The organism is Neorhizobium sp. NPDC001467 (assembly GCF_050275975.1).
Classification (GTDB): Bacteria; Pseudomonadota; Alphaproteobacteria; order Rhizobiales; family Rhizobiaceae; genus Neorhizobium.
Genome location: NZ_JBNNPS010000001.1, coordinates 122764 through 144595, shown reverse-complemented (window position 1 = coordinate 144595; position 21832 = coordinate 122764). Strand labels below are relative to the sequence as shown.

At 60.5% G+C, this 21832-nt stretch carries 20 protein-coding genes; 8 read left to right on the top strand and 12 right to left on the bottom strand.

Annotated elements, in window-relative coordinates; all coding sequences use genetic code 11:
* Window positions 1-374: 374 nt before the first annotated feature.
* The 4 genes from ACQKKX_RS00715 (at window position 375) to ACQKKX_RS00700 (ending at window position 5391) form a co-directional block, all read left to right on the top strand.
* On the top strand, window positions 375-1079 hold the full coding sequence (locus ACQKKX_RS00715; protein ID WP_427567860.1) for a gluconate 2-dehydrogenase subunit 3 family protein: 705 nt from the start codon (window positions 375-377) through the stop codon (window positions 1077-1079).
* A gap of 4 nt (window positions 1080-1083) precedes the next feature.
* Window positions 1084-2853, top strand: a complete 1770-nt coding sequence (locus ACQKKX_RS00710; protein ID WP_427567858.1) for a GMC family oxidoreductase — start codon at window positions 1084-1086, stop codon at window positions 2851-2853.
* A gap of 11 nt (window positions 2854-2864) precedes the next feature.
* Window positions 2865-4187, top strand: coding sequence for a c-type cytochrome (locus tag ACQKKX_RS00705; protein WP_427567856.1), 1323 nt, complete (start codon window positions 2865-2867; stop codon window positions 4185-4187).
* 280 nt (window positions 4188-4467) lie between these two features.
* Complete coding sequence (locus tag ACQKKX_RS00700) at window positions 4468-5391, top strand: HD-GYP domain-containing protein (protein ID WP_427567854.1); 924 nt, start codon at window positions 4468-4470, stop codon at window positions 5389-5391.
* A 34-nt stretch (window positions 5392-5425) separates the two neighbouring features.
* On the opposite strand, the gene ACQKKX_RS00695 is transcribed toward ACQKKX_RS00700, so the two are convergent.
* The 10 genes from ACQKKX_RS00695 to ACQKKX_RS00650 form a co-directional block, all read right to left on the bottom strand.
* Window positions 5426-6613 (bottom strand): Gfo/Idh/MocA family protein, encoded by a 1188-nt coding sequence (locus ACQKKX_RS00695; protein WP_427567852.1) that lies wholly within the window; start codon window positions 6611-6613, stop codon window positions 5426-5428.
* Window positions 6614-6623: 10 nt separating this feature from the next.
* Entirely contained in the window at window positions 6624-7676 is a 1053-nt protein-coding gene (locus ACQKKX_RS00690; protein WP_427567850.1) for a sugar phosphate isomerase/epimerase family protein, read from the bottom strand.
* A gap of 76 nt (window positions 7677-7752) precedes the next feature.
* The gene (locus ACQKKX_RS00685) at window positions 7753-8718 is read right to left on the bottom strand and encodes a substrate-binding domain-containing protein (RefSeq protein ID WP_427567848.1); all 966 of its coding nucleotides are present in this window, start codon (window positions 8716-8718) and stop codon (window positions 7753-7755) included.
* A 77-nt stretch (window positions 8719-8795) separates the two neighbouring features.
* A complete protein-coding gene (locus ACQKKX_RS00680) occupies window positions 8796-9797 on the bottom strand; it encodes an ABC transporter permease (RefSeq protein WP_427567844.1) in 1002 nt (333 codons plus the stop codon).
* The gene (locus ACQKKX_RS00675; RefSeq protein WP_427567843.1) at window positions 9794-11335 is read right to left on the bottom strand and encodes a sugar ABC transporter ATP-binding protein; all 1542 of its coding nucleotides are present in this window, start codon (window positions 11333-11335) and stop codon (window positions 9794-9796) included. Before ACQKKX_RS00675 ends, ACQKKX_RS00680 begins: the two co-directional genes overlap by 4 nt.
* A 473-nt stretch (window positions 11336-11808) precedes the next feature.
* Window positions 11809-13119 carry a xylose isomerase gene (gene xylA / locus ACQKKX_RS00670; RefSeq protein ID WP_427567841.1) on the bottom strand — a complete coding sequence of 437 codons (1311 nt, stop codon included), beginning with the start codon at window positions 13117-13119 and terminating at the stop codon, window positions 11809-11811.
* Window positions 13120-13296: 177 nt separating this feature from the next.
* The gene (gene xylB / locus ACQKKX_RS00665) at window positions 13297-14751 is read right to left on the bottom strand and encodes a xylulokinase (protein ID WP_427567839.1); all 1455 of its coding nucleotides are present in this window, start codon (window positions 14749-14751) and stop codon (window positions 13297-13299) included.
* Window positions 14752-14776: 25 nt separating this feature from the next.
* Entirely contained in the window at window positions 14777-15802 is a 1026-nt protein-coding gene (locus ACQKKX_RS00660) for a LacI family DNA-binding transcriptional regulator (protein WP_427567838.1), read from the bottom strand.
* Between the two features lie 136 nt (window positions 15803-15938).
* Window positions 15939-17549: a DHA2 family efflux MFS transporter permease subunit gene (locus ACQKKX_RS00655; RefSeq protein WP_427567836.1), complete on the bottom strand. Its 1611-nt coding sequence runs from the start codon at window positions 17547-17549 to the stop codon at window positions 15939-15941.
* A gap of 45 nt (window positions 17550-17594) precedes the next feature.
* The gene (locus tag ACQKKX_RS00650; protein WP_427567834.1) at window positions 17595-18791 is read right to left on the bottom strand and encodes an HlyD family secretion protein; all 1197 of its coding nucleotides are present in this window, start codon (window positions 18789-18791) and stop codon (window positions 17595-17597) included.
* Window positions 18792-18925: 134 nt separating this feature from the next.
* Here ACQKKX_RS00650 and ACQKKX_RS00645 point away from each other — a divergent pair, with 134 nt between their 5' ends.
* From ACQKKX_RS00645 to ACQKKX_RS00630, 4 genes are all read left to right on the top strand, one after another.
* Window positions 18926-19609, top strand: coding sequence for a TetR/AcrR family transcriptional regulator (locus tag ACQKKX_RS00645; RefSeq protein ID WP_427567832.1), 684 nt, complete (start codon window positions 18926-18928; stop codon window positions 19607-19609).
* Window positions 19610-19712: 103 nt separating this feature from the next.
* On the top strand, window positions 19713-20480 hold the full coding sequence (locus ACQKKX_RS00640; protein ID WP_427567830.1) for a TerC family protein: 768 nt from the start codon (window positions 19713-19715) through the stop codon (window positions 20478-20480).
* A 53-nt stretch (window positions 20481-20533) separates the two neighbouring features.
* Window positions 20534-20860, top strand: coding sequence for a type II toxin-antitoxin system RelE/ParE family toxin (locus ACQKKX_RS00635; RefSeq protein WP_427569309.1), 327 nt, complete (start codon window positions 20534-20536; stop codon window positions 20858-20860).
* Window positions 20857-21138: a helix-turn-helix domain-containing protein gene (locus tag ACQKKX_RS00630; RefSeq protein ID WP_427567828.1), complete on the top strand. Its 282-nt coding sequence runs from the start codon at window positions 20857-20859 to the stop codon at window positions 21136-21138. The genes ACQKKX_RS00635 and ACQKKX_RS00630 overlap by 4 nt, the downstream gene beginning before the upstream one ends.
* Window positions 21139-21192: 54 nt before the next feature.
* Here the strand turns inward: ACQKKX_RS00630 and ACQKKX_RS00625 are convergent, their stop codons facing one another.
* Both ACQKKX_RS00625 and ACQKKX_RS00620 read right to left on the bottom strand, forming a co-directional pair.
* Complete coding sequence (locus tag ACQKKX_RS00625; RefSeq protein WP_427567826.1) at window positions 21193-21471, bottom strand: helix-turn-helix domain-containing protein; 279 nt, start codon at window positions 21469-21471, stop codon at window positions 21193-21195.
* Window positions 21468-21782, bottom strand: a complete 315-nt coding sequence (locus tag ACQKKX_RS00620; RefSeq protein ID WP_427567825.1) for a type II toxin-antitoxin system RelE/ParE family toxin — start codon at window positions 21780-21782, stop codon at window positions 21468-21470. The genes ACQKKX_RS00625 and ACQKKX_RS00620 overlap by 4 nt, the downstream gene beginning before the upstream one ends.
* Between the last annotated feature and the right edge of the window lie 50 nt (window positions 21783-21832).

Genomic DNA, 21832 nt, shown 5'->3' with positions numbered 1-21832 from the left:
TATGAGGATGCCGGGCTGGTTTAGCCAAGCCGAACGCGCTTGTACAGCGCGCCTTGTACAGCATGCGCATGGCACGGGGGCGTATGGCCGCTGCCCTCCCTGCTCCGTCAGCCCCTTCTCGGGCGATCCTGGTCGCGGAGGAGAAATTGATGTTCGCCAAAGCCCGTGGTTGGCGACGAAAACGGCACGATCATTTGAACATGCGCAAAGTTTGTTCGCCATTAAATGCAAATGCAGTAATTTCAACCATAACGACCTTGCACATCCCCCGACCGAGGCGTAGGGCCGCAGTGTCACATTGTCCTGCGCTAAAATGACGCGTCAGTTTCCTGACCCGCCGCGTGGGGCATCTCACGCGGACGAAGGAGCAAGACATGAGAGACGTTCCGGGGCTGCCGTCTCGCCGAACCTTTTTGAAGGCATCGGCGGCAAGCGCAGCCATCGCGGGTATCGCAGCGGTTCCCGCAAAAGCCGAACAGAAGCCAGAACCGGTGGCTCTGACCGAATACAAGCCGGACTGTCTCAAGCCCACGGAGTGGGCTTTCGTGATGGCAGCGGTAGCAAGATTGATCCCCTCGGACGGGGAAGGCCCAGGCGCGATCGAGGCGCGTGTTCCGGTCTTCATCGACAAGCAGCTCGCCGGCGATTACGGCAAGGCAGCCGACTGGTACATGCAGGGCCCGCACGATGCTGCGGCAAGCCCGCTGCGCGGCTGGCAGACCCCGCTCAACCCGCTGCAGATCTACCAGCAGGCCATCCCGGTCTTTGACGACTGGTGCAAGACCACCCACGGCAAGATCTTTGCCGAACTGGATGCGGAAACTCAGGACAAGGCGCTGACCTCGCTCCAGAAGGACGAGATGAAGATTGCGCCGGAACTGCGCGAATTCTTCACGATCCTGCTCGCCAACACCAAGGAAGGTTACTTTGCCGACCCGATGTATGGCGGCAATCACGGCATGCAGGCCTGGACCTATATCGGTTTCCCCGGCGCCCGCGGCGCCTACAAGGAATGGGTCCTGAAGCACAACGTCAAATACCCGCTCGGCCCCGTTTCCATTTCCGGCGAAAGGGCCTGAGATCATGGCACGCACAGAAAAGAAAAAAGACGTCGTCATTGTCGGTCTCGGCTGGACCGGCTCCATCCTCGGCATGGAACTGGCGCAGGACGGTCTAGAAATCGTCGCGCTTGAGCGCGGCCACGATCAGAATACGGTTCCGAACTTCCAGTATCCGAACATGATCGACGAGCTGAAATACGGCGTCCGCCTCGGCATGATGCAGAAGCCGCACAACTCGACCGTCACCATCCGCCGCGACGTCAACGAAACCGCCCTGCCTTACCGCAGCCTCGGCTCGTTCCTGCCCGGCATCGGTGTGGGCGGCGCCGGCACCCATTGGAACGGCCTGAACTGGCGTCCGCAGCTGTCGGAATACCGTCTGCGCTCCTATGTGGAAGAGCGCTGGGGCGCCGGCATCATTCCGGAAGACATGCATCTTCAGGACTATCCGGTCACCTACGAGGAACTGGAGCCCTTCTTCGATCGCTTCGAGCATGTTGCCGGCATTTCCGGCATGGCCGGAAACATCAAGGGCAAGATCGTCGAGGGCGGCAACCCGTTCGAGGCGCCGCGTTCGCGCGAATACCCGATGCCGGCCATGCCGACCACCTGGGACGGCGCGAAGTTTGCCGAAGCTGCCAAGGCTGCCGGCTGTCATCCATTCCCGAGCCCGGGCGGCATCGCCTCGCAGGCCTATGTGAACGAGTACGGCATGCAGATGGGGCCGTGCAACCACTGTGGTTTCTGCGAGCGTTACGGCTGCTACAACTATTCGAAATCCTCGCCGCAGACGGCCATCCTCGATGCCCTGAAGCGCAAGCCGAACTTCGAATACCGCACCGAATCCGACGTTCTGCGGGTCGAAATGGCGCCGGACGGCAAGACAGCCACCGGCGTCACCTATTATGACTACAAGACCGGCGAGGAAGTGTTCCAGCCGGCCGATCTGGTCATTCTGGCCGCCTACCAGCTGCACAACGTGCATCTGATGCTGCTGTCGGGCATCGGCAAGCCTTATGATCCGGTAACGGGCGAAGGCACGACCGGCCGTAACTATGCCTACCAGATGAACGGCGGCTACACGCTGTTCTTCAAGGACGAGCATTTCAACCCGTTCATCGGCACCGGCGCGAACGGCATGTCGATCGACGACTTCGGCATGGACAATATCGATTTCGGTCGCGAAGGCTTTATCGGTGGTGCCTATTGGCGTTCCGGTCAGACCAACGGTCAGCCGATCCGCTCCATGTCGCTTCCCGCAGGCACTCCCACCTGGGGGTCGAAGTGGAAGCAGGCAGTGGGCGAATGGTACGGCCATTCCATGAACATCGGTTCGCACGGTTCGCACATGTCCTATCGTGGCAACTTCCTCGACCTCGATCCGACCTACAAGGATCCGCTTGGCCGTCCGTTGATGCGCATGACCTTCAACTGGAATCCGAACGACATCCGCATGACGCAGTTCATGAAGTCGAAGATGGAACCGATCGCCAAATCGATGAACCCGACCTCGATGCAGGAAGGCTTCAAGAAGGAAGGCGCGATGTACGACGTGCGTCCTTACCAGACGACGCACAATGTCGGCGGCTCCGTCATGGGCGCCGACCCGAAGACCTCTGCGGTCAACCGTTATCTGCAGGCCTGGGACAAGCACAACATCTTCGTGATGGGCGCCGGCGCCTTCCCGCAGAACACCCAGTACAACCCGACCGGCATGGTCGGCGGTCTCGCCTATTGGGCCGCCCATGCCATCCGCACGGATTACCTGCGTAATCCGCGTCCGCTGGTTTGAGGAGAACATCGATGAAAACATTCATTCACGTTCTCGGCGTCCTCGTCGTCCTGGGCGTCATCGCCCTTCTCGCCTTCATCTTCGTGCCGGTACAGCGTACCGGCCCGGTCACCCAGCTCGCGGCGGATTTCAAGCCTGCCGAAGGCCATGGTGAATACGTCATGCGCGCCGGCGACTGCATGGCATGCCATACCACTGAAGGCGGCAAGCCTTTTGCGGGTGGCCGTGCCATCCAGAGCCCGATGGGCACGATCTGGACCACCAACATCACCCCCGACAAGGAAACCGGCATCGGCAACTGGTCGCTCGACGATTTTCGCGCGGCGCTTTACGATGGCGTGACCCCGAACGGTACGCATCTCTATCCGGCCATGCCCTACGAGAACTACCGCAAGATGTCGGAGGAGGATGTCGTTGCGCTTTACGACTACTTCATGCACGAGGTCGAACCGGTTTCCAACAAGGTCGAGGAAACCAAACTCTCCTTCCCCTTCAACATGCGCTTCGGTCTGCGCGCCTGGAACTGGCTGGCAGCCAGCTATGAGGCCGGTTTCAAACCGGAAGAAGGTCAGGACGAGCAGTTCAACCGCGGCAAGTATCTTGTCGAAGGCGCCGGCCACTGCGCCGCCTGCCACAGCCCGCGCAACCTGTTCATGGCGCAGGACGGTATCGACAGCACGTCGAAGGCCTTCCTGAGCGGCGGCGAAATCGACGGTTACACCGCGCCTGACCTGCGTGGTCCGGCAAGCGGCCCGCAGACCTGGACGACCGAAGAGACCGCCGCCTATCTCGCGACGGCGCGTAACGCCCACTCGACCGCGACCGGCGAAATGATGCTCGTCGTGCGCGACTCGACCCAGTACCTGACGCAGGAGGACAATCTGGCGATTGCCACCTACCTGAAGAAGATCGGGACCCCGCCGGCAGGTAACGCATCGGCCGCGCCGGCAACCCCGGTGGCGACGGAGACGGAAAAGATGCTGACGGAAGCCAAGCCGGATATCCCGCTCGGGCCCCGCCTTTATCTCGACAACTGCAGCGGTTGCCACTTCGTCAACGGCAAGGGCGCCGGCGAAACCTTCCCGGCACTCGACGGCAACTCGCTGGTCGCGGCGAAATCGTCCAAGGGATTGATCAGCGTCATTCTGCACGGCGCCGAACTGCCCTCCACGCCTGACCGCCCGATGAAGCTGCGAATGCAGGGCTACGACAACCGTCTCTCCGACGAGGAGATCGCGGCGCTCGCCACCTTCCTGCGCGAAGGCTGGACGAACAAGGCGCCTGCCGTTTCGGCGGCCGATGTGAAGGCCGTTCGCGACCTCGCCGAACACTAAAGACTGGCCTACCCCGCTGCTTAAAGCGCAGCGGGGTAGGCCTCTGTACCGACAGGTACGGCCGCAATTGAACATGTCCAAACGCCTACTCAGGATTTCATTAGATCTTTGAAAATTAAGACATTTACGCGCATGAAAAAATGATAGGCTGTAGCGATTTCGATCACAAATAAGAGAAATTTGCGCTTGCGCCGCACAAGATAAAAATGCAGCCGCTCATATAAGTAATTTATTTATAGTCTTGACCGCCAAATCACCCCGTAATTGAGGAATGACTGGCGTGATACTTCGTTTCCCCAAAAATCTTGTTCAGGCGGGGCTCTACATAGAGGCCGTCGAGTGCCCGAGCGCGGAGTTTCCCCGCCGCCGGTTCATGCTCGAATCCGAGGAAGACCTGAAATCCATTCTGCTGTCATCCGCCATCGACGTGCTTGTCAGCCAGCAGAAAAGCCGGGTCGATGTCGCAGCCCTGCTTGAACGGGCGCCTGCGGGCTATTTCAAGCCGGCGCCATCGAGCGAACCGATGCGGCTTGAGACCAGTGCCGCGCTCGAAGGTGCCATGGACGCGATGCGCCAGGGTCTCGAAGCCATGGTCGACGGCAATATAGACATGGCGCATATTACCGAGGCCGCCATTGCCGCCCGGCGCGGTGTGGAGAAAGCGCCTGAACTTTTCGTCGAGATGAGCCGGCTGAAGGCCAAGCACAAGGCGACCTATCTCCATTCCGTGGTCGTGGCCGGCCTGATGGCGCAGCTCGCCGTGCTTCTCGACTATGACGATGCCATGGTCGAGGAAATCGGTCGCGCCGGCATCCTGCACGATATCGGCAAGCTGCTGATCCCCAACGCCATCCTCAACAAGCCGGGCAAGCTCAACGCCGTCGAATGGCGGATGATCCGCAGCCATCCGGAAATCGGCTATCGCCACATGAAGGATATCGGCGGCGTTTCCGACCTCATCCTCGATGTCTGCCGCCTGCATCATGAGGCGCTTGACGGAAGCGGGTATCCGCTGGGTCTGAAGGACGAGCAGATCAGCCCGATCATTCGCATCTGCACCGTCTGCGATGTGTTCGACGCGCTGACCAGCGCGCGCGCCTACAAGAAGGCATGGACGACGGCCGATGCGCTGACCTGGATGTATGACCAGCCGCATCTGTTCGACCGCAAGCTCATCCTGCGGCTCGGTTCGATGTTCCGCTAATTAGGTCCAGCGGCCACCGGCTACGGCGATCGGGTCACAGAGTGACCCAGACGCCGTTCTTTCTGGACGATTCCACGCAGGCCTCGACAAAGGCGACACCCTTCACGCCGTCATCGACCGAGGGATAGAGAACGGCCGGATCGAGTTCGCTGCCACTCTTCTTGGCATGGATGGCAAGCGCTGCCTCCGAATAGATCGTCGCAAAGGCTTCGAGATAGCCTTCCGGATGTCCGCCCGGGATGCGCGAAACGCGCGCAGCCGCCGCGCCCGCGCCCGCACCGTTGCGGGTGATGAGCCGCTTTGGCTCGCCGAACGGCGTGTACCACAGCAGGTTCGGGTTTTCCTGTGACCATTCCAGACCGCCCTTGTCGCCATAGACACGCAGCTTCAAGGCGTTCTCGTTGCCGGGCGCCACCTGGCTGCACCACAGCATGCCCTTGGCAGGCCGTTCGCCTTCCTCTGCCGCAAACCGCAGCATCACATGGGCATTGTCGTCCAGTCTGCGGCCCGGCACGAAACTGTCGAGATCGGCAGCGAGGCTTTCGAGCGTCAGCCCGGTGACAAAACAGGCAAGATTGTAGGCATGTGTGCCGATATCGCCGGTCGAACCGCCGACGCCCGATTGCGCCGGGTCGGTGCGCCACACGGCCTGTTTCGCGCCGGTCTCTTCGGCGGCCTCCGTCAGCCAGTCCTGCGCATATTCCACATTCACCACACGCAGCCTGCCGAGATCGCCATTGGCGATCATTTCGCGCGCCTGCCGCACCATCGGATAGCCGGTATAGTTATGGGTGAGGATGAACAGCGCATCGCTTTCATCGGCAAGCGTCTTCAGCTTTTTCGCATCCGCCAGATTGGATGTCAGCGGCTTGTCGCAGATGACATGGATGCCGCGCTCCAAAAACGCACGCGCCGCTTCGAAATGCACATGGTTGGGTGTGACGATCGACACTGCCTCGATCCCGTCTTCGCGGCCCGCTTCCGTTTCGGCCATGTCCCGGTAGGACCCGTAGGTGCGGACCGGATCGAGCCCCAGTTCCCGGCCCGAAACGGCCGCCTTGTCCGGCGTCGATGACAGCGCGCCGGCAACCAGTTCGAACCGGTCGTCCAGACGGGCCGCCATGCGATGCACCGCGCCGATGAAAGCACCCGATCCGCCGCCGACCATGCCGAGCCGAATGCGCGGCTGCCGAGCCGCTTCCTGTTTGCCTTCGATTGCCATGATGTCCCTCTTAAAGCCCCAGCATCCGCCGGTTGGCCGCCTCATCCGTGCCGGCACCGGCAAAGTCATCGAACGCGTGTTCGGTGACACGGATGATATGCGCCTTGACGAATTCAGCCCCTTCGCGCGCCCCGTCTTCCGGGTGTTTCAGTGCGCATTCCCACTCGACCACGGCCCAGCCATCGAAATCGTTGGCGGCCATCTTGGAGAAGATCGCACCAAAATCCACCTGACCGTCACCTGGCGAGCGGAAACGGCCGGCGCGGTTCACCCAGCTTTGGAAACCGCCATAGACGCCCTGCCGGCCGGTCGGATTGAATTCCGCGTCCTTGACGTGGAACATCTTGATCCGGTCCTTGTAGATGTCGATATTGTCGAGATAATCCAGGCATTGCAGCACGTAATGCGACGGATCGTAGAGCATGTTGGCGCGCGGATGGTTTTTGACCCGCTCGAGGAACATCTCGAACGTGACCCCGTCATGCAGGTCTTCGCTGGGGTGGATTTCATAAGCGACGTCCACGCCGTTGTCCTCGGCATGGTCGAGGATCGGCGTCCAGCGTCTTGCCAGTTCGTCGAAGGCGGCCTCGACCAGGCCTGCCGGGCGCTGCGGGAACGGATAGAGATAGGGCCAGACCAGCGCGCCGGAAAAGGTTGCATGTGCCTTGATGCCGAGATTCCTTGAAGCGCTGATGCCCATTTTGACTTGTTCTACCGCCCATTCCTGCCGGGCTTTCGGGTTGCCCCGGACCTCGGGTGCGGCAAAACCGTCGAACACTTCGTCATAGGCCGGATGCACGGCGACGAGCTGGCCCTGGAGATGGGTGGAAAGCTCGGTGATCTCGACGCCATTGCTCCGCGCCACGCCGGCAAGCTCATCGCAATAATCCTTGGAGGTCGCAGCCTTTTTCAAGTCGATCAGCTGGCCTGCCCAGGTCGGCACCTGCACGCCGAGATAACCCTTGTCGGCCGCCCATTTGGTAATGCCGTCCCATGAATTGAACGGTGCCGCATCGCCGGCAAACTGACCGAGAAAGATGCCCGGGCCCTTGATCGTCTTCATCAAAAATACCTCGCTAAACCATGTGCAACAGGAATGAGCGCGCAGGGAAGATCCATGCGCGCTCGAAAAACGCCGATCAGAACGGTGAGTCGGCGAAATAGAAACCTTCGGCGTTGTCCTTGGTCACCAGCGTCGCATCGAGGATGTAATTGCCGCTGACCGGGACCTGATCGTAGAAACCGCCCGCCGTGAGCTGCATGGCGGTGGCCACCATGGCCGGCGGGTAAAGCACGTTGACGGGCGTCATCTTGTCGCCATCCATGACGCGCTTGATCATGTCCTTGGAACCGGCACCGCCGACGACATATTTGATATCGCTGCGCTTGGCCTGCTCGATGGCTTCCAGCACGCCGACCGCCATATCGTCATCCTGGCACCAGACCACGTCGATCTTCGGATATTTGGTGAGATAGTCCTGCATCACGCGGAATGCGTCGTCGCGGCTCCAGTTGCCGTACTGGCGATCCAGCACCTTGACCTTCGAGCCTTCGATACCCTTGTCGAAACCGTCCTGACGCTGCTGATCGATGGGGATCGGCAGGCCGCGAATGATGACGACTTCGGCTTCGGGCGTCGTCTCGGCAATGTATTTGCCGGCGACTTCACCGAGCGCCGGATTGTTGCCGGCCACGTAGAGATCGCGGATGGTATTGTCGTTTACGGAAGGCGCACGGTCGACCAGCGCCACGAACTTGCCGTCGTCCTTGACTTGCTGGATGGCCGAGACGAGCTGGTCCGGATCGGTCGGCAGGATCACCAGCGCATCGATGCCCTGCACGGCCAGATCCTGCACGGCATTGGCCTGGCTGGCCGGATCGGCCGATGTTTTCACGATGACGTTGAGCCCCTTGTGCTCTTCCATCAGCAGCTTGGCGACGCGTTCGGCATGGAACACGACGCCTGCCGTCCAGCCGTGGTCGGCGGCCGGAATGGATACGCCGATCGTCACCTTCTTTGCTTCCTGCGCCCAGCCGAGCGTGGGTGCCATCACCACCGATGCGGCAAGTGCTGCCGCGGCAATCCCAAAAGTTCTTCTACGCATGTTCTCTCTCCCAAGATACGGGGTCTCTCCTCCCGACCGGACCCGCCCCAGATGGCCCGACGTATTCTTTAAAAACCCTATTTCCGCATCAGCGTGCGCTGCACCAGCATGGCGATGATGATGATCGCCCCCTGGATGGCGCCGATCAGATATTCGCTGACGAAGTTGGACAAGAGCATGATGTTGCCGACGATTTCCAGAATGAAGGCGCCGCAGATCGTGCCCCAGACGCGGCCGACGCCGCCGCGCAGCGCGGTGCCGCCGACCACGACGGCGGTGATCGCCTGCAATTCCCAAAGAATGCCCGTGGTCGCCGAGGTCGAGCCGAGGCGCGGCACATAGATGATGACGGCAACGGCGACGCACAGGCCCTGAATGACATAGGCGATCGTGCGCACCTTCTGCACCGAAATGCCGGAATAGCGCGCCACGTCCTCGTTCGAGCCGACGGCAATCACATGCCGGCCGTAGCGGGTGCGATAGAGCACGAAGGCGGCGATCGCGGCGGTGACGAAGATGACGATGATCGGGATCGGCACCCCGAACACGTCGCCAAAATAGACCGGCCGATAGAGCTGCTGTAGTTCACGGTCGCGCACCGTGATCGATCCACCTTGGCTGAGCCACGTCGTCAGGCCACGATAGATGCCCATCATGCCGAGCGTGGCGATGAACGGCTCGATCCGGCCGACCGTGGTGATCAGCCCATTGGTAAGGCCGCAGGCGGCGCCAAGGATCAGCGCCAGCAGCATGGCGGCGATCAGCATCAGCATCGGATCGGCAACGGCGCCGGAATTCATGAACAGGATCATCAGGCTGGCGACGAAGGCCACCATCGAGCCGACGGACAGGTCAAGCCCGCCGGACGAGATCACATAGGTCGCGCCCAGCGCGATGATGGCGATGAAGGCGCTGCGGGTGATGACATTGGTGAGATTGGCGAGCGAGACAAAATTCGGATTGGCGAAATAGCCGAGCACCAGAAGCAGCGCCAGCGCCACGAAGGGCGCGATCGCGGCCATGTCCCAATCCTTCGACGTTTTCGGCGTCTTGGCCGTATCCGTGCCGACCGCGCTCATGCCGCCTCCCCTGCGCCTGCATTCACGCCCGTGGCAAGCTGCACGATATCGTTTTCGGTCATTCGGTCCCCTTCCACCTCGCCGACGATTTTTCCCGCGCGCATGACATGGATGCGATCGCAGATGCCGATCAGTTCCGGCATTTCGGAAGAGACGACGATGATCGAGCGCCCTTGCCCGGCCAGAGCGGCAATGAATTTGTAGATCTGTTCCTTGTTGCCGATATCGATGCCGCGTGTCGGTTCATCGATGATGACGACCTGCGGATCGAGCAGCATCATTTTGGCAAGCAGCAGTTTCTGCTGGTTGCCGCCGGACAGCTGCCCGGCAAGAATGATTTTCGTGCCGGTGCGGATATCGAAATCCTCGATCGCCTTGTCGAGCGCGTCGCTTTCTTGTCTGCGATCGATCTGAAACCCGCGGATGAACTTTCCAAGCGAAGCGAGTGTCAGGTTGGTGCGCAGGTCCTTCGTCAGCAGCAAGCCCTTGCCCTTGCGGTCCTCGGAAAGGTAGGCGATGCCGGCTTTGAGGCTGGAATGGACATCGGTAAAGGCCACTGTTTGGCCGCGAAAGGTCACCTTGCCGCTGGCTGGACGAAGCCCTACCAGACCTTCCATCAACTCGGTGCGGCCGGCACCGATCAGCCCGGCAAAACCCAAAATTTCACCCTTGCGCAGGCTGAAGGACGCGCCCTGCGCATAACCCGGCACACCGAAATCCTCGACATTCAGCACGGTCTCGCGCGCCTGCGCCGCATGCCGGTCGGGATAGAGTTTTGCCACATCACGCCCCACCATCAACCGCGCCATGTCGGCCGGCTGGAGCTCGGATGTTTCATGCGAAGCCACCAGGCGGCCATCGCGCAGAACGGTGACGCGGTCGGCAATCTCCTTCACCTCCGGCAGGCGATGGGAAATATAGAGTACGCCGACGCCCTTGCCGCGAATGTCTCGAATGACCTTGAGGAGCGCCTCGGTCTCATGCGGGGTCAGCGAAGCGGTCGGCTCGTCGAAAATGACGACCCGGTGCGGCACCAGAAGCACGCGCGCGATCTGCACCAGTTGCCGCTGTGCGATGGACAGGCGCGAGACGATGGCGTTGGGATCGAGGTCGGCGCCAAGATCGCGGATTGCTTTGGCCGCGCCTTCGTTCATCATCCTGTCGTCAAGAGCGATGCCCTTGCCGAGTTCACGGCCGAGATAGATGTTCTGGGCGACCGTCAGGTCCGGCGCCAGCAGGATTTCCTGATGCACCAGCACGATGCCGTGGCTTTCGGCATCGACGGGCCCGGAAAAGCTTACCGGCTTGCCATCGATGCGCAGCTCGCCGCGCGTCGGCGCGTGGTTGCCGGCAAGGATCTTCATAAGCGTCGATTTGCCGGCACCATTTTCACCGATAATGGCATGGACCTCGCCGGCCCGGACGGTGAGGGCGATATCCTTCAGGACCTCGACGATCCCGAATGTCTTGGAAAGTCCCGCACCTTCCAGAAGCGGCGCGGCATGTTGGATCGAAGGCTCAGGCGCAGAAACGCTCATGGGCCGGCCACCGATGGTATGGACGTCGACAGGTTTCCAACTGGAAACACAAACCGAACGCCAGCCTCCTCGCAAGCGGTCGAATGCATTGAATTTCCTCCCAATCAGGGAGGCTAGCGAAGATTGTGAGGTACGTAAAGCAGCATTTGCTGAATGTGGCTCAACCAAATGTGAGCCAGAAAAACGACTGCTTATCAACAATCGCAGAGTGCATTGCGCGTTGACTAATTAGATATTTCTAATATAAATTGTATTTGACAGAAAACGCAGTCGGGGCCTGGCGCGGCGGACCTTCACGAGGAGGCGCCGGGCTTCCGGCGCGTGCAGAGGTCTCGCGTGCCAAACGACATTGCCGACGTCCGGTTGGCAGAAAACCGCCTCCATCGCCGTCATCCTCGAGCCTGCCCCGAGGATGACGACCTGATCGCTGGCGGGCCGGGGCCTCTATCAGGCCCAGCCCGCTCTCTCATACGTCAAACGTAGCGGTTGACGACGTTTTCCAGAAGTTCCTGACGACCGGACTTCGGTTCGGGATTGATGTTTTCCCGCTCCACTCTGGCGGCGATATCTTCCAGCGTGTATTCGCCGCGCAGCATCTTCTGCGCTTCCTCGCCGTCCCACTTTGCGTAACGCTCGGAAAGTGGTTTCGACAGGGCACCGTCCTCCAGCATCTTCGCCGCGGCTTTCAAACCGCGCGCACAGGAATCCATGCCGCCGATATGGCCGATCAGCAGATCTTCCGGATCGATCGACTGGCGGCGCAGTTTTGCGTCGAAATTGGTGCCGCCGGTGGTGAACCCGCCCGCCAGCAGAACCTGATAATAGGCAAGCGCCATTTCCGGCACATTGTTGGGGAACTGGTCGGTATCCCAGCCGGACTGATAGTCGTTGCGGTTCATGTCGATGGAGCCGAAAATGCCATGGGCATTGGCCAGCGCCAGCTCATGCTCGAACGTGTGACCGGCAAGGATCGCATGGCCCTGTTCGATATTCATCTTCACCTCGTTTTCGAGGCCGTACTTTTTCAGGAAACCATAAACCGTCGCGACGTCGTAATCATACTGATGCTTGGTCGGCTCCTGCGGTTTCGGCTCGACGAGGATGGCGCCCTTGAAACCAATCTTGTGCTTGTAATCGACCACCATGTGCAGCATGCGTGCCATCTGGTCGAATTCACGCGACAGGTCGGTATTGAGCAGGGTCTCGTAGCCTTCGCGGCCACCCCACAGAACATAGTTCTCGCCGCCCAGCTTCATCGTCGCATCCATGCAGGTCTTGATGGTTGCGGCCGAATAGGCAAACACGTCCGGGTCCGGATTGGTGGAGGCGCCGGCCATGAAGCGGCGATGGGAGAACAGGTTCGCCGTACCCCACAGCAGCTTGACGCCGGTCTCTTCATGCTTCTGCGCGAAATAATCGACGATTTCTTCAAGGTTGCGCGTGTTTTCGGCAAAGGTTTTGCCTTCGGGCCGCACGTCCGCATCGTGGAAGCAGTAATAGGGTGCGCCGAGCAGCGAAAACATCTCGAAGGCGATATCTGCCTTCAGCTTGGCCTTTTCCATTTCGCCGTCATACCACGGGCGATCGAAAGTACGGCCCCCGAACGGATCGCTGCCCTCCCAGGCAAACGAATGCCAGTAGGCAATGGCGAAGCGCAGATGATCCTCCATCCGCTTGCCGGCGACGATCTCGTCCGGATTGTAGAAACGATAGGCCAGCGGATTGCTGCTGTCCGGGCCTTCAAACTTGACCTTCTGGATATCGCCGAAAAAGCCGGTTTTCATGTGGGGGGTCTCCTCTCGTAATGTTTTTCTCAATCTAGACCGAGCGCATGAGGTACGTAAATCATAAAATGATGTACGTACCTCAAATTTTTTTGGAGGGCTGCGCCTCACTGTTCCGGCCGGAGTGAAGACCGGTCACACTCCGCCTGCGTGATCGGTCTTCGATTTCGGCGGCTGTCAGCCCGCCAGCGCCCGGATGGCCGGATAGGCGGCACGGTAGCGGTTATAGGCGGTCTCGTAGGCGCCGGTCAGATCGGCGACGGGATCGATGCTGCGCTCGGTTTGCGGCGCGGTGCAGACGGCAATCGGATCGGCGCCGGTTGCGGCGATCAGGCCAAGACGCGCGGCGCCGAAAGCCGCTCCGAAATCGCCATCGGCCGGAATATCCACCGGCACGCCAAGCGACGTCGCAATCGAGGCCAGCCAGTAACGCGAGCGCGAACCGCCGCCGATGGCGGTCACACGCTCTATCTGCGTGCCCGCCGATTTCAGCGCCTCGAGATTGTCACGGATCGCGAAGGTGACGCCTTCCAGCACGGCCTGTGTCAGCACTGCACGGCTGGATTCATGCTCCAGCCCGACGAAGGCGCCGCGAATGACGGCATCGTTATGCGGCGTGCGCTCGCCGGAAAGATAGGGCAGGAAAGTCACGCCCGATGGTACCTTCAATGTGTCACCCAGTTCGGCCACCAGATCGCCGGCGGGCTTGCCGCTGACCTTCGCATGCCAGTTGAGCGCGTCGGCGGCCGACAGGATGACGCCCATCTGGTGCCATGTTTTGGGCAGGGCGTGGCAAAAGGCATGAACGGCGCTTTCCGGCTTGGGGAGATAACTGTCGGTCGCCGCAAACAGCACGCCCGATGTGCCGAGCGAGACGAAGGCAGCGCCGTGGCTGACGGTGCCCATGCCGATCGCCGAAGCGGCGTTGTCCCCCGCCCCACCGGCCACGACCACACCTTCGGACATGCCCCATTCCGAAAGCAGTTCGGCGCGCAGTCTGCCGGCCTGTTCGGTGCCCTCGACCAGCGACGGCATCTGTTCTTCGGAAAGATCGGTCGCAGCCAGCAGATCCGCCGACCATTTGCGCGCACCCGTGTCGAGCCACGACGTACCGGCGCTGTCAGACATTTCGGAAATGTGTTCGCCGGTCAGCCACAGGCGCAGGTAATCCTTGGGCAGCAGAACCTTGGCAACCCTGGCAAAGATCTCGGGCTCGTTGTTCTTCACCCATGCCAGTTTTGGCGCGGTAAAGCCGGGGAAGACGATATTGCCGGTCAGCTTGCGGAAAATCGGGTTGGCGTCGAGGCTGGCGGCTTCCTTGTGGGACCGCGTGTCGTTCCACAGGATGCAGGGGCGCAGAACCTTGTCATCGGCATCAAGCAGCGTCGCACCGTGCATCTGACCGGACAGGCCGATGCCCTTCACCGCCGCCAGCTCCTTGGAGAACTTTTGCTTCAGCCCGGCAACGGCTTCCTTGGTCGCGCGCACCCAATGCGCCGGGTCCTGTTCCGACCAGCCGGGATGTGGGCGCGAGACATCGAGGGCGCCATTGGCCGAACCGATAATCTTCTGATCGCCGTCGATAAGCAGCGCCTTGACGCCGGACGTGCCCAGATCGAGACCGAGATACATGCTGTTTCCTTTCCTCCCGCCACCTTCAGGGCAGGTTATCCTTCAAGAATATGTCGATGCGAATACGTTCCTGCGCGGCAATGACCGGCAGCCCATCCGCCTTGGCCTTCAGGACGCGAATGGCGCTGCGCACCTCATGCCCGGCATCCTGGTTGAGAACGGCATCGATCGTGCCGGCCCGCAGCGCAGCACTGCTTAGCTCAGTCAGCTCATGCAGGATCACCACCGGCGGCGGCGATACCGGCTCGTCTTCAAGCACCCGCAGCAGGCCGCTATTGCCGGCACCCAGACTGTAGATGCCGCAGATGTCGGAATGCCGACGCAGCGTCTCGCCGATCAGCCGTTCCACAAGCGCCGGATCATCCCTGCCTTCAACCGCCGGCAACAGCACCAGATGCGGGAAATCGCTTGCCATCGCCTGGGCAAAACCGTCCAGACGCTGGCGATGGTCGCGCACCATCAGGGAGCCCGCCAGCGGCACGATCTTGCCTGGGCGGGCCCCAAGGAAACGCCCCATCAGCGTTGCCGCCGTACGGCCGGCGGCGATATTGTCGATGCCGGCGTAGTGATCGCGGAGCGACTGGCTGAGATCGGAGACCAGCGTCACCATCGCAATGCCGGCGGCTGCAACGCGGCTGGCCGCCTCGCGCACATCCGGCGCATCGACGGCAACGAAGGCAACGCCTGCGGCATCGCCGGCGGCCACCTTGTCGAGCGCCGCCACCAGCGCGGCACTTTCCAGCGCCGGCACGTCGATCACCTCTATACGGGTTCGCTCGATGCCCGAGCGGGCAATCGCCTCCTCCACCTCCCGGCGCAGGCCAGCCATGAACGGGTTCTCGTTGACCGGCAGAATGAAGACGAAAGGATAGATACGGCTCTTGGCCAGATTGGCGGCGGCGACATCGCGCACGTAACCGAGCGTCGCGATCGCGTCCTCGACCCGCAGACGCGTGCCTTCGCGCACACCCGGCCTGGCATTGAGCACGCGGTCGACGGTGGCAAGGCTGACGCCGGCACGTCTGGCAATGTCATGGACGGTCGGCTTCATGCGCACTCCTCCGCCCGTGTGGTAGCGAAAAAGCTGAGGTACGTAAATCAGATTTTTGCGCGGCCCGATAGGGAGAATGCAAAACGGGGCCGCTGGTGACAGCGACCCCGAGTGGCGCGGTGGATTCCTCTTAAAATCAATGGCCGCCGCCACCGCCGCCGCCTTGTGGCGGTGCAGGCTTGGAAATGGCGGCAACGCCCAAGATCATCAGACCGAACAATACGGTAAGGATCATGAACACGTCGCTGAACGACATGACGACGGCCTGCTTGGTCACCAGCTGCACCATCTGGCGGATGGCGCCGGTAGCCCCGTCAAGTCCATAGGAATTGAGGTTGGCGGCCATGCTGTCGAGCTGGTTGACGGCAGCCTGATTGCCCCAATCGAGGTTTTCGCGCAGCCGCTCGTAATGCACATCCTGACGGTTGGACAACAACGTGCTGATGATGGCGAGACCGACGGCGCCGCCAAGGTTACGCGTCAGGTTGAACAGGCCGGATGCGCCGCGGATACGCGCCGGCGGCAGCGTGCCGAGCGCGATATTGTTGATCGGCACCATGCACATCATCAATCCGAAACCGCGCAGGATCTGCGGGATGAACAGCTCGTAGAAATCCCAGTCGGCGGTAATCCCGGTCATGATATAGGTGCCGGCCGCAAAGCTGATGAAGCCGAGCACCATCATCGCGCGCAGATCCATCTTGGTCGACAGCTTGCCCGCAATCGGTGCGGTGACGAACATGGCAAGACCGGACACGAACATCGTCTCGCCGATCATCAGGCTGTCATACCCACGGATGCGGCCGAGATAGACCGGATAGATATAGGTGAGGCCATAAAGCCCGATGCCCATGACGAAGGAGAAGATCGAGCCGAAGGCAAAGTTGCGGTTGGCGAAGGCGGTCAGATCCACCACCGGGAATTCCGAGGTAAAGGCCCGGTAGAAGAACACGATGGCGCCAAGTCCCGATGCAATTGCGCCGATGACGATCATGTGGTCGTTGAACCAGTCGTTGGAATTGCCTTCTTCCAGCACATATTCCAGCGCGCCGAGAAAAATGCCCATGGCCGCCAGACCGGTCCAGTCGAACTTCTTGAGAAGCGGCAGTTCCGGCTTGTCGAAGTCGATGAAATTCCAGGTGACGATCGACACGATGATGCCCGGAATGATGTTGACCAGGAACAGCCAGTGCCACGAAAAGGCGTGGGACAGATAACCGCCGACTGTAGGACCGATCGTCGGGGCGAGCGTGGCGATCAGGCCGATGATCGGCGAGACGATGGCGCGTTTCGACGGCGGGAAGATCGTGAAGGCGGCCGCGAAGACGGACGGGATCATGCCGCCACCGATAAAGCCCTGGATGGCGCGGTAGACGATCATCTGGTCGATATTCGACGCCGTGGCGCAGAGCGCGCTGGCGACGGTGAAACCGGCCGCCGAGAAGGCAAACAGATACCGCGTCGACACGATGCGCGCCAAGGTACCGGACAGCGGGATCATGATGACTTCCGCGATCAGGTAGGATGTCTGTACCCAGCCGATCTCGTCCGAACCGGCGGACAGGCCGGCCTGGATTTCCGACAGCGATGCCGAAACGATCTGGATGTCGAGGATTGACATGAACATGCCGAGCACCATGGCGAAGAAAGCGATCAGCTTTCTTCGGTCCATGGGGGCATCCGCTGCCATGGCAGCAGGCGCCGATCCTGCCGCCGATCCTGCCGTTGTCGTTGCGCTCCCAGCCATGGGACCACCTCCGCCCTTGATCAGGGCCGTTAGATCCGAGCCGGGTTAGTTCTGCGGAGCGGTGCGCGTGTCGACATCGACGACGACGCTCAAGCCTGCGCGCAAGCGACCGCTATCCAACGCTTCCTGCGGCAGGGCGATCCTGACCGGCACGCGCTGGATGATCTTGGTGAAATTGCCCGTCGCGTTTTCCGGCGGAAGCAGCGAGAAGACCGAGCCGGAAGCCGGCGAGATCGATTCCACCGTACCGGTGATCGTGTCGTCGCTATAGGCGTCGACATGCACGCCGACCTTGGATCCCGGCTGCAGATGCTGGATCTGCGTTTCCTTGAAATTGGCGTCGATATAAAGCTGGCGCGTTGGCACCAGCGCCATCAGCCGCTGACCGGAGGAAACGAGATCGCCCTCCTGCACCGAACGATTGCCGACGACACCGTCATAGGGCGCCTTCAGGATGGTGAAGGAAAGATCGCGGGCAGCCTTGTCACGCCGCAGTTCCAGCGTGCGGATCTGGCCTTCGGCCTCTTTTTTCTGGGCTTCCAGAATTGTGATATTCGCCTTGGCGCTGGCAATGCTGGCCTGACCGCCGACAAGGTTGGCCTTGGCCTGATCGAGCGCGATATTGGCCTGATCGAGGTCTGCGGCGGTGCCGGCCGACTTCGACTGCAGTTCCGTCTGGCGCTTCTGGGTGATTTCTGCACCACGAACGGCAGCCTGCAGCGCAACCTGCTGCGCCTCAGCCTGCTCGACGCTGGCATTGCCGGCGGCGATCTGGGCATCGATGCGGGTCAACGACAGTTTCTGCGTTTCGATTGCGGCATTCGCCTGATCGAGGGCGTTCTGATAATCGCCATTGTCGAGCGTGACGAGCGTGTCGCCGGCCTTCACCTGCTGGTTGGCAATGACATTCACCTTCGACACGAAGGCGGTTACCTTCGGCGTGATCGTGGCGATATCGCCTTCGATATAGGCATCATCGGTCGAGACCAGGAAACGGCCGTTCGTCCACCATTCATAGCCGTACCATGCGCCGCCGGCGACAAGTGCGAGCACGACGATCGGCAGCACCACGCCACGCTTCTTTGTCTTCGGCTCGGCCTTCTGCTCGGTGGTTGCCGCAGCCGTCGCCGTCGGGGCAGTCGGTGCGCTGGCCGGCGCTTCTGTGCGGGCTTCGGCCTTGTCGTCCTCGACAGGTTCGAGCTTGACGGCGCGGGCAGCGCCGGAATTTTGTGATGCGTTCATGGTATCGACCATCGACAGAGGGAGAGCAAGCACCAATCGAACCGATCGGTTTAATCGGGCTTGACTTAGAGCGTTGCAAAACACATATCAAGTGCCAATCGAACCAAACGGTTCGAATTAAGAAAAAAGGTAACATGGACGCCTCGAAGACATCGTCGACAACCGAGACTTCTTCGCCCGCCGGTCGCTTTGCCGCCGGCGCGGATCCGGTAAAACGCGAGCAGATCGTCGATGGTGCCAAACGGGTTTTCATGCAAAAAGGTTTCGACGCCGCCAGCATGAACGACATCACCCGAGAGGCCGGCGTGTCGAAAGGCACGATCTACGTCTATTTCGACAACAAGGAAGACCTGTTCATCGCAATGGTCGAGCGCGAGCGTGCCGCCTTTCTGGCATCGCTGCGCACGGTGCTTAATGACAATGACGACGTCGAGACGGGCCTGCGCGCGTTCGGGATCAAATTCCTCGAACACCTGACCGACGAAAAGATCGTCAATGCGATGCGCATCGTGCTTGGCGTGCGCGAGCGCATGCCGGACCTTTGCGCCCGCTTCTTTCGCGGCCCGCAGAACCTGCGCGGCGTGCTTCAGGATTTCCTGACCCGCCATGTCGAGGCTGGCACGCTCGTCATCGACGACATCGATCTTGCCTCCGGGCAGTTCCTGGATCTTGCCAGCGGCAGCTTTTTCAAGTTCCGGCTGTTCGGCACCATGCCGGAAGCGCCGCCGCGTCCGCAGATCGAGCGTGTCATCCATGGCGCAATTCAGGTCTTCATGGCCGCCTATGGCGCAAAAAAAGCAGACCCGCCCTCGGAATAAAAACCGGGCGGCATGCGTATATCCGAAACGTGCGCTTGTTTATCGAAAACCGGCGGCAATATATCCGGTCCATAAGTCCGACGTTTCAGGAGAACGCTACCCCATGCAGGACATCATGATGCTCATCCAGGACCCTACAGCCTGGGTCGCGCTCGTCACCCTTGTCGTCATGGAGGTGGTGCTCGGCATCGACAACCTCATCTTCATCTCGATCCTGACTAACAAGCTGCCGCCGGAACACCGTGACAAGGCCCGCAAGATCGGCATCGGCCTCGCGCTCATCATGCGCCTCGGCCTGCTCGGCACCGTCGCCTGGATCGTCCAGCTCACCAATCCGGTCTTCGAGGCATTTGGCCATCCCTTCTCGTGGAAGGACATGATCCTCATCGCCGGTGGCCTGTTCCTGCTCTACAAGGCGACCAAGGAAATCCACCACAATGTCGATCCGGTCGATCACAAGGAAGACATGGTCGGCGGCGCCGACAAGGTCGTACAGATGACGTTCTCGGCTGCCATCATCCAGATCCTCATCCTCGATCTGGTGTTTTCGATCGACAGCATCATCACGGCCGTCGGCATGACCCCCCACCTGCCGATCATGATCATCGCCGTGATTGCCGCCGTCACCGTCATGCTTCTGGCCGCAAACCCGCTCGCCAACTTCATCGAGAAGAACCCGACCATCGTCATGCTGGCGCTCGGCTTCCTGCTGATGATCGGCGCGACGCTGATCGCGGAAGGTTTTGGCGTGCATGTGCCCAAGGGCTACATCTATGCCGCCATGGCCTTTTCCGCCCTGGTCGAGATCTTGAACATGGTCTCGCGCAACGCCAAGCGGAAGAAGAAGAGCGGCGAACAGACACTGCATTGAGGCAGGTTTGCAAAGCTTCAAACAAGAAGGGCGCACCGTGGCGCCCTCTTTCGTTGACATATTGCCGGATAATACAAAACTTTGTATATTCGTCCTCTTTCCCGGAAGCGCCACGGCGCGAGGTCGGCTACCAGTTGGACAAGGTTCAGAACGGACTGAATCCATCCGACCGGAAGCCCATGCACACAGTCGGAAAGGGCGTCTGTGAAATCCGGGTTCGAGACGAGACCGGCGCGTTCAGAGTGCTCTGTGTCGCCAAATTTGCGGCGGCCATTTATGTGCTTCACTGTTTTCAGAAAAAGACACAAAAAACCGGCAGGGCAGACCTGGACATTGCAGCGAAACGTTTTGGCGATCTGCTGAAGGAACGAGACCGATGAGCAATGAAACTTTCGCAAACATCTGGGACGCCATCGAACAGGATCCTGCCGAAGCCGAAAACATGAAGCTTCGGTCACATCTGATGATGTCACTTGAGCAACATATCCGCTCCAAAAATTGGACGCAGGCAGAGGCAGCGCGGCTGCTGAGGGTAACTCAGCCGCGCATTTCCGATCTCCTGAATGGCAAGATAAACCTTTTTTCCCTCGACACGCTTGTCAACATGCTCGTGGCAGCCGGCCTGCGTGTCGCGATGCGGGTGAGCGAAGCGGCGTGAAACCTCCGAACAGACCCTCTTTAGAGGGTAAGCAGACGCTCTACATCGCCCCTTTCATTGCGGAATCAGGTTGATTTCCAGTTTTGATCCGGTCGCCTGAGCATAACGCCGCAAAGTAGAAAGCGAAGGCGAAACGCCGCCGCCTTCCAGCCGGGCGATGGCAGATTGCGTCGTCCCGATGCGTCTAGCAAGCTCCGCCTGCGATAGATTTGCATTGCTGCGCGCACGAACCAGCGCCTCAATCAGGCTAAACTCGGCGTCCGCCTTTTCGTATTCCGCACGAAACTCCGGGTTTGCCATCAGCTTCTTCTTAAGTTCAACTATCCGGGTCATGGCTTCACCTCATTCATTCGTTGCCTGGCAATTGCGAGAGCGCGTGGTGGCGTCTTCTGCGTTTTCTTGACGAACACATGTAGGACTACAACTTTTCGCCCCGTAAGCGTCACGTAAATACCGCGGGCAATTCCCTCTGACGCCTTGGCACGCAACTCCCAAAGTTTGCCCTCAAGATGCTTCACATGTGGCTCTCGCAGATTGTCCAGACCAACACTCTCAATTGCTTCGATAAGTCGGATCAGCCGAGCCTGAAGACGGGGTGGCAAAGCCTCGATTTCGGGGTCAGCGTCCTCGTGTGTTTCGACCACCTATCTCATCTACGCTATATAGCACCTCCGCTATAATTTCTCAAGTGGCA

What these genes read in the sequence shown, in the direction of transcription:
- ACQKKX_RS00715 (WP_427567860.1), top strand. Translation starts at nt 375, where the DNA reads ATGAGAGACGTTCCGGGGCTGCCGTCTCGCCGAACCTTTTTGAAGGCA.
- ACQKKX_RS00710 (WP_427567858.1), top strand. Translation starts at nt 1,084, where the DNA reads ATGGCACGCACAGAAAAGAAAAAAGACGTCGTCATTGTCGGTCTCGGC.
- ACQKKX_RS00705 (WP_427567856.1), top strand. Translation starts at nt 2,865, where the DNA reads ATGAAAACATTCATTCACGTTCTCGGCGTCCTCGTCGTCCTGGGCGTC.
- ACQKKX_RS00695 (WP_427567852.1), bottom strand. Translation starts at nt 6,613, where the DNA reads ATGGCAATCGAAGGCAAACAGGAAGCGGCTCGGCAGCCGCGCATTCGG.
- ACQKKX_RS00690 (WP_427567850.1), bottom strand. Translation starts at nt 7,676, where the DNA reads ATGAAGACGATCAAGGGCCCGGGCATCTTTCTCGGTCAGTTTGCCGGC.
- ACQKKX_RS00685 (WP_427567848.1), bottom strand. Translation starts at nt 8,718, where the DNA reads ATGCGTAGAAGAACTTTTGGGATTGCCGCGGCAGCACTTGCCGCATCG.
- ACQKKX_RS00680 (WP_427567844.1), bottom strand. Translation starts at nt 9,797, where the DNA reads ATGAGCGCGGTCGGCACGGATACGGCCAAGACGCCGAAAACGTCGAAG.
- ACQKKX_RS00675 (WP_427567843.1), bottom strand. Translation starts at nt 11,335, where the DNA reads ATGAGCGTTTCTGCGCCTGAGCCTTCGATCCAACATGCCGCGCCGCTT.
- xylA (WP_427567841.1), bottom strand. Translation starts at nt 13,119, where the DNA reads ATGAAAACCGGCTTTTTCGGCGATATCCAGAAGGTCAAGTTTGAAGGC.
- xylB (WP_427567839.1), bottom strand. Translation starts at nt 14,751, where the DNA reads ATGTATCTCGGTCTCGATCTGGGCACGTCCGGCGTCAAGGCGCTGCTT.
- ACQKKX_RS00660 (WP_427567838.1), bottom strand. Translation starts at nt 15,802, where the DNA reads ATGAAGCCGACCGTCCATGACATTGCCAGACGTGCCGGCGTCAGCCTT.
- ACQKKX_RS00655 (WP_427567836.1), bottom strand. Translation starts at nt 17,549, where the DNA reads ATGGCTGGGAGCGCAACGACAACGGCAGGATCGGCGGCAGGATCGGCG.
- ACQKKX_RS00650 (WP_427567834.1), bottom strand. Translation starts at nt 18,791, where the DNA reads ATGAACGCATCACAAAATTCCGGCGCTGCCCGCGCCGTCAAGCTCGAA.
- ACQKKX_RS00645 (WP_427567832.1), top strand. Translation starts at nt 18,926, where the DNA reads ATGGACGCCTCGAAGACATCGTCGACAACCGAGACTTCTTCGCCCGCC.
- ACQKKX_RS00640 (WP_427567830.1), top strand. Translation starts at nt 19,713, where the DNA reads ATGCAGGACATCATGATGCTCATCCAGGACCCTACAGCCTGGGTCGCG.
- ACQKKX_RS00630 (WP_427567828.1), top strand. Translation starts at nt 20,857, where the DNA reads ATGAGCAATGAAACTTTCGCAAACATCTGGGACGCCATCGAACAGGAT.
- ACQKKX_RS00625 (WP_427567826.1), bottom strand. Translation starts at nt 21,471, where the DNA reads ATGACCCGGATAGTTGAACTTAAGAAGAAGCTGATGGCAAACCCGGAG.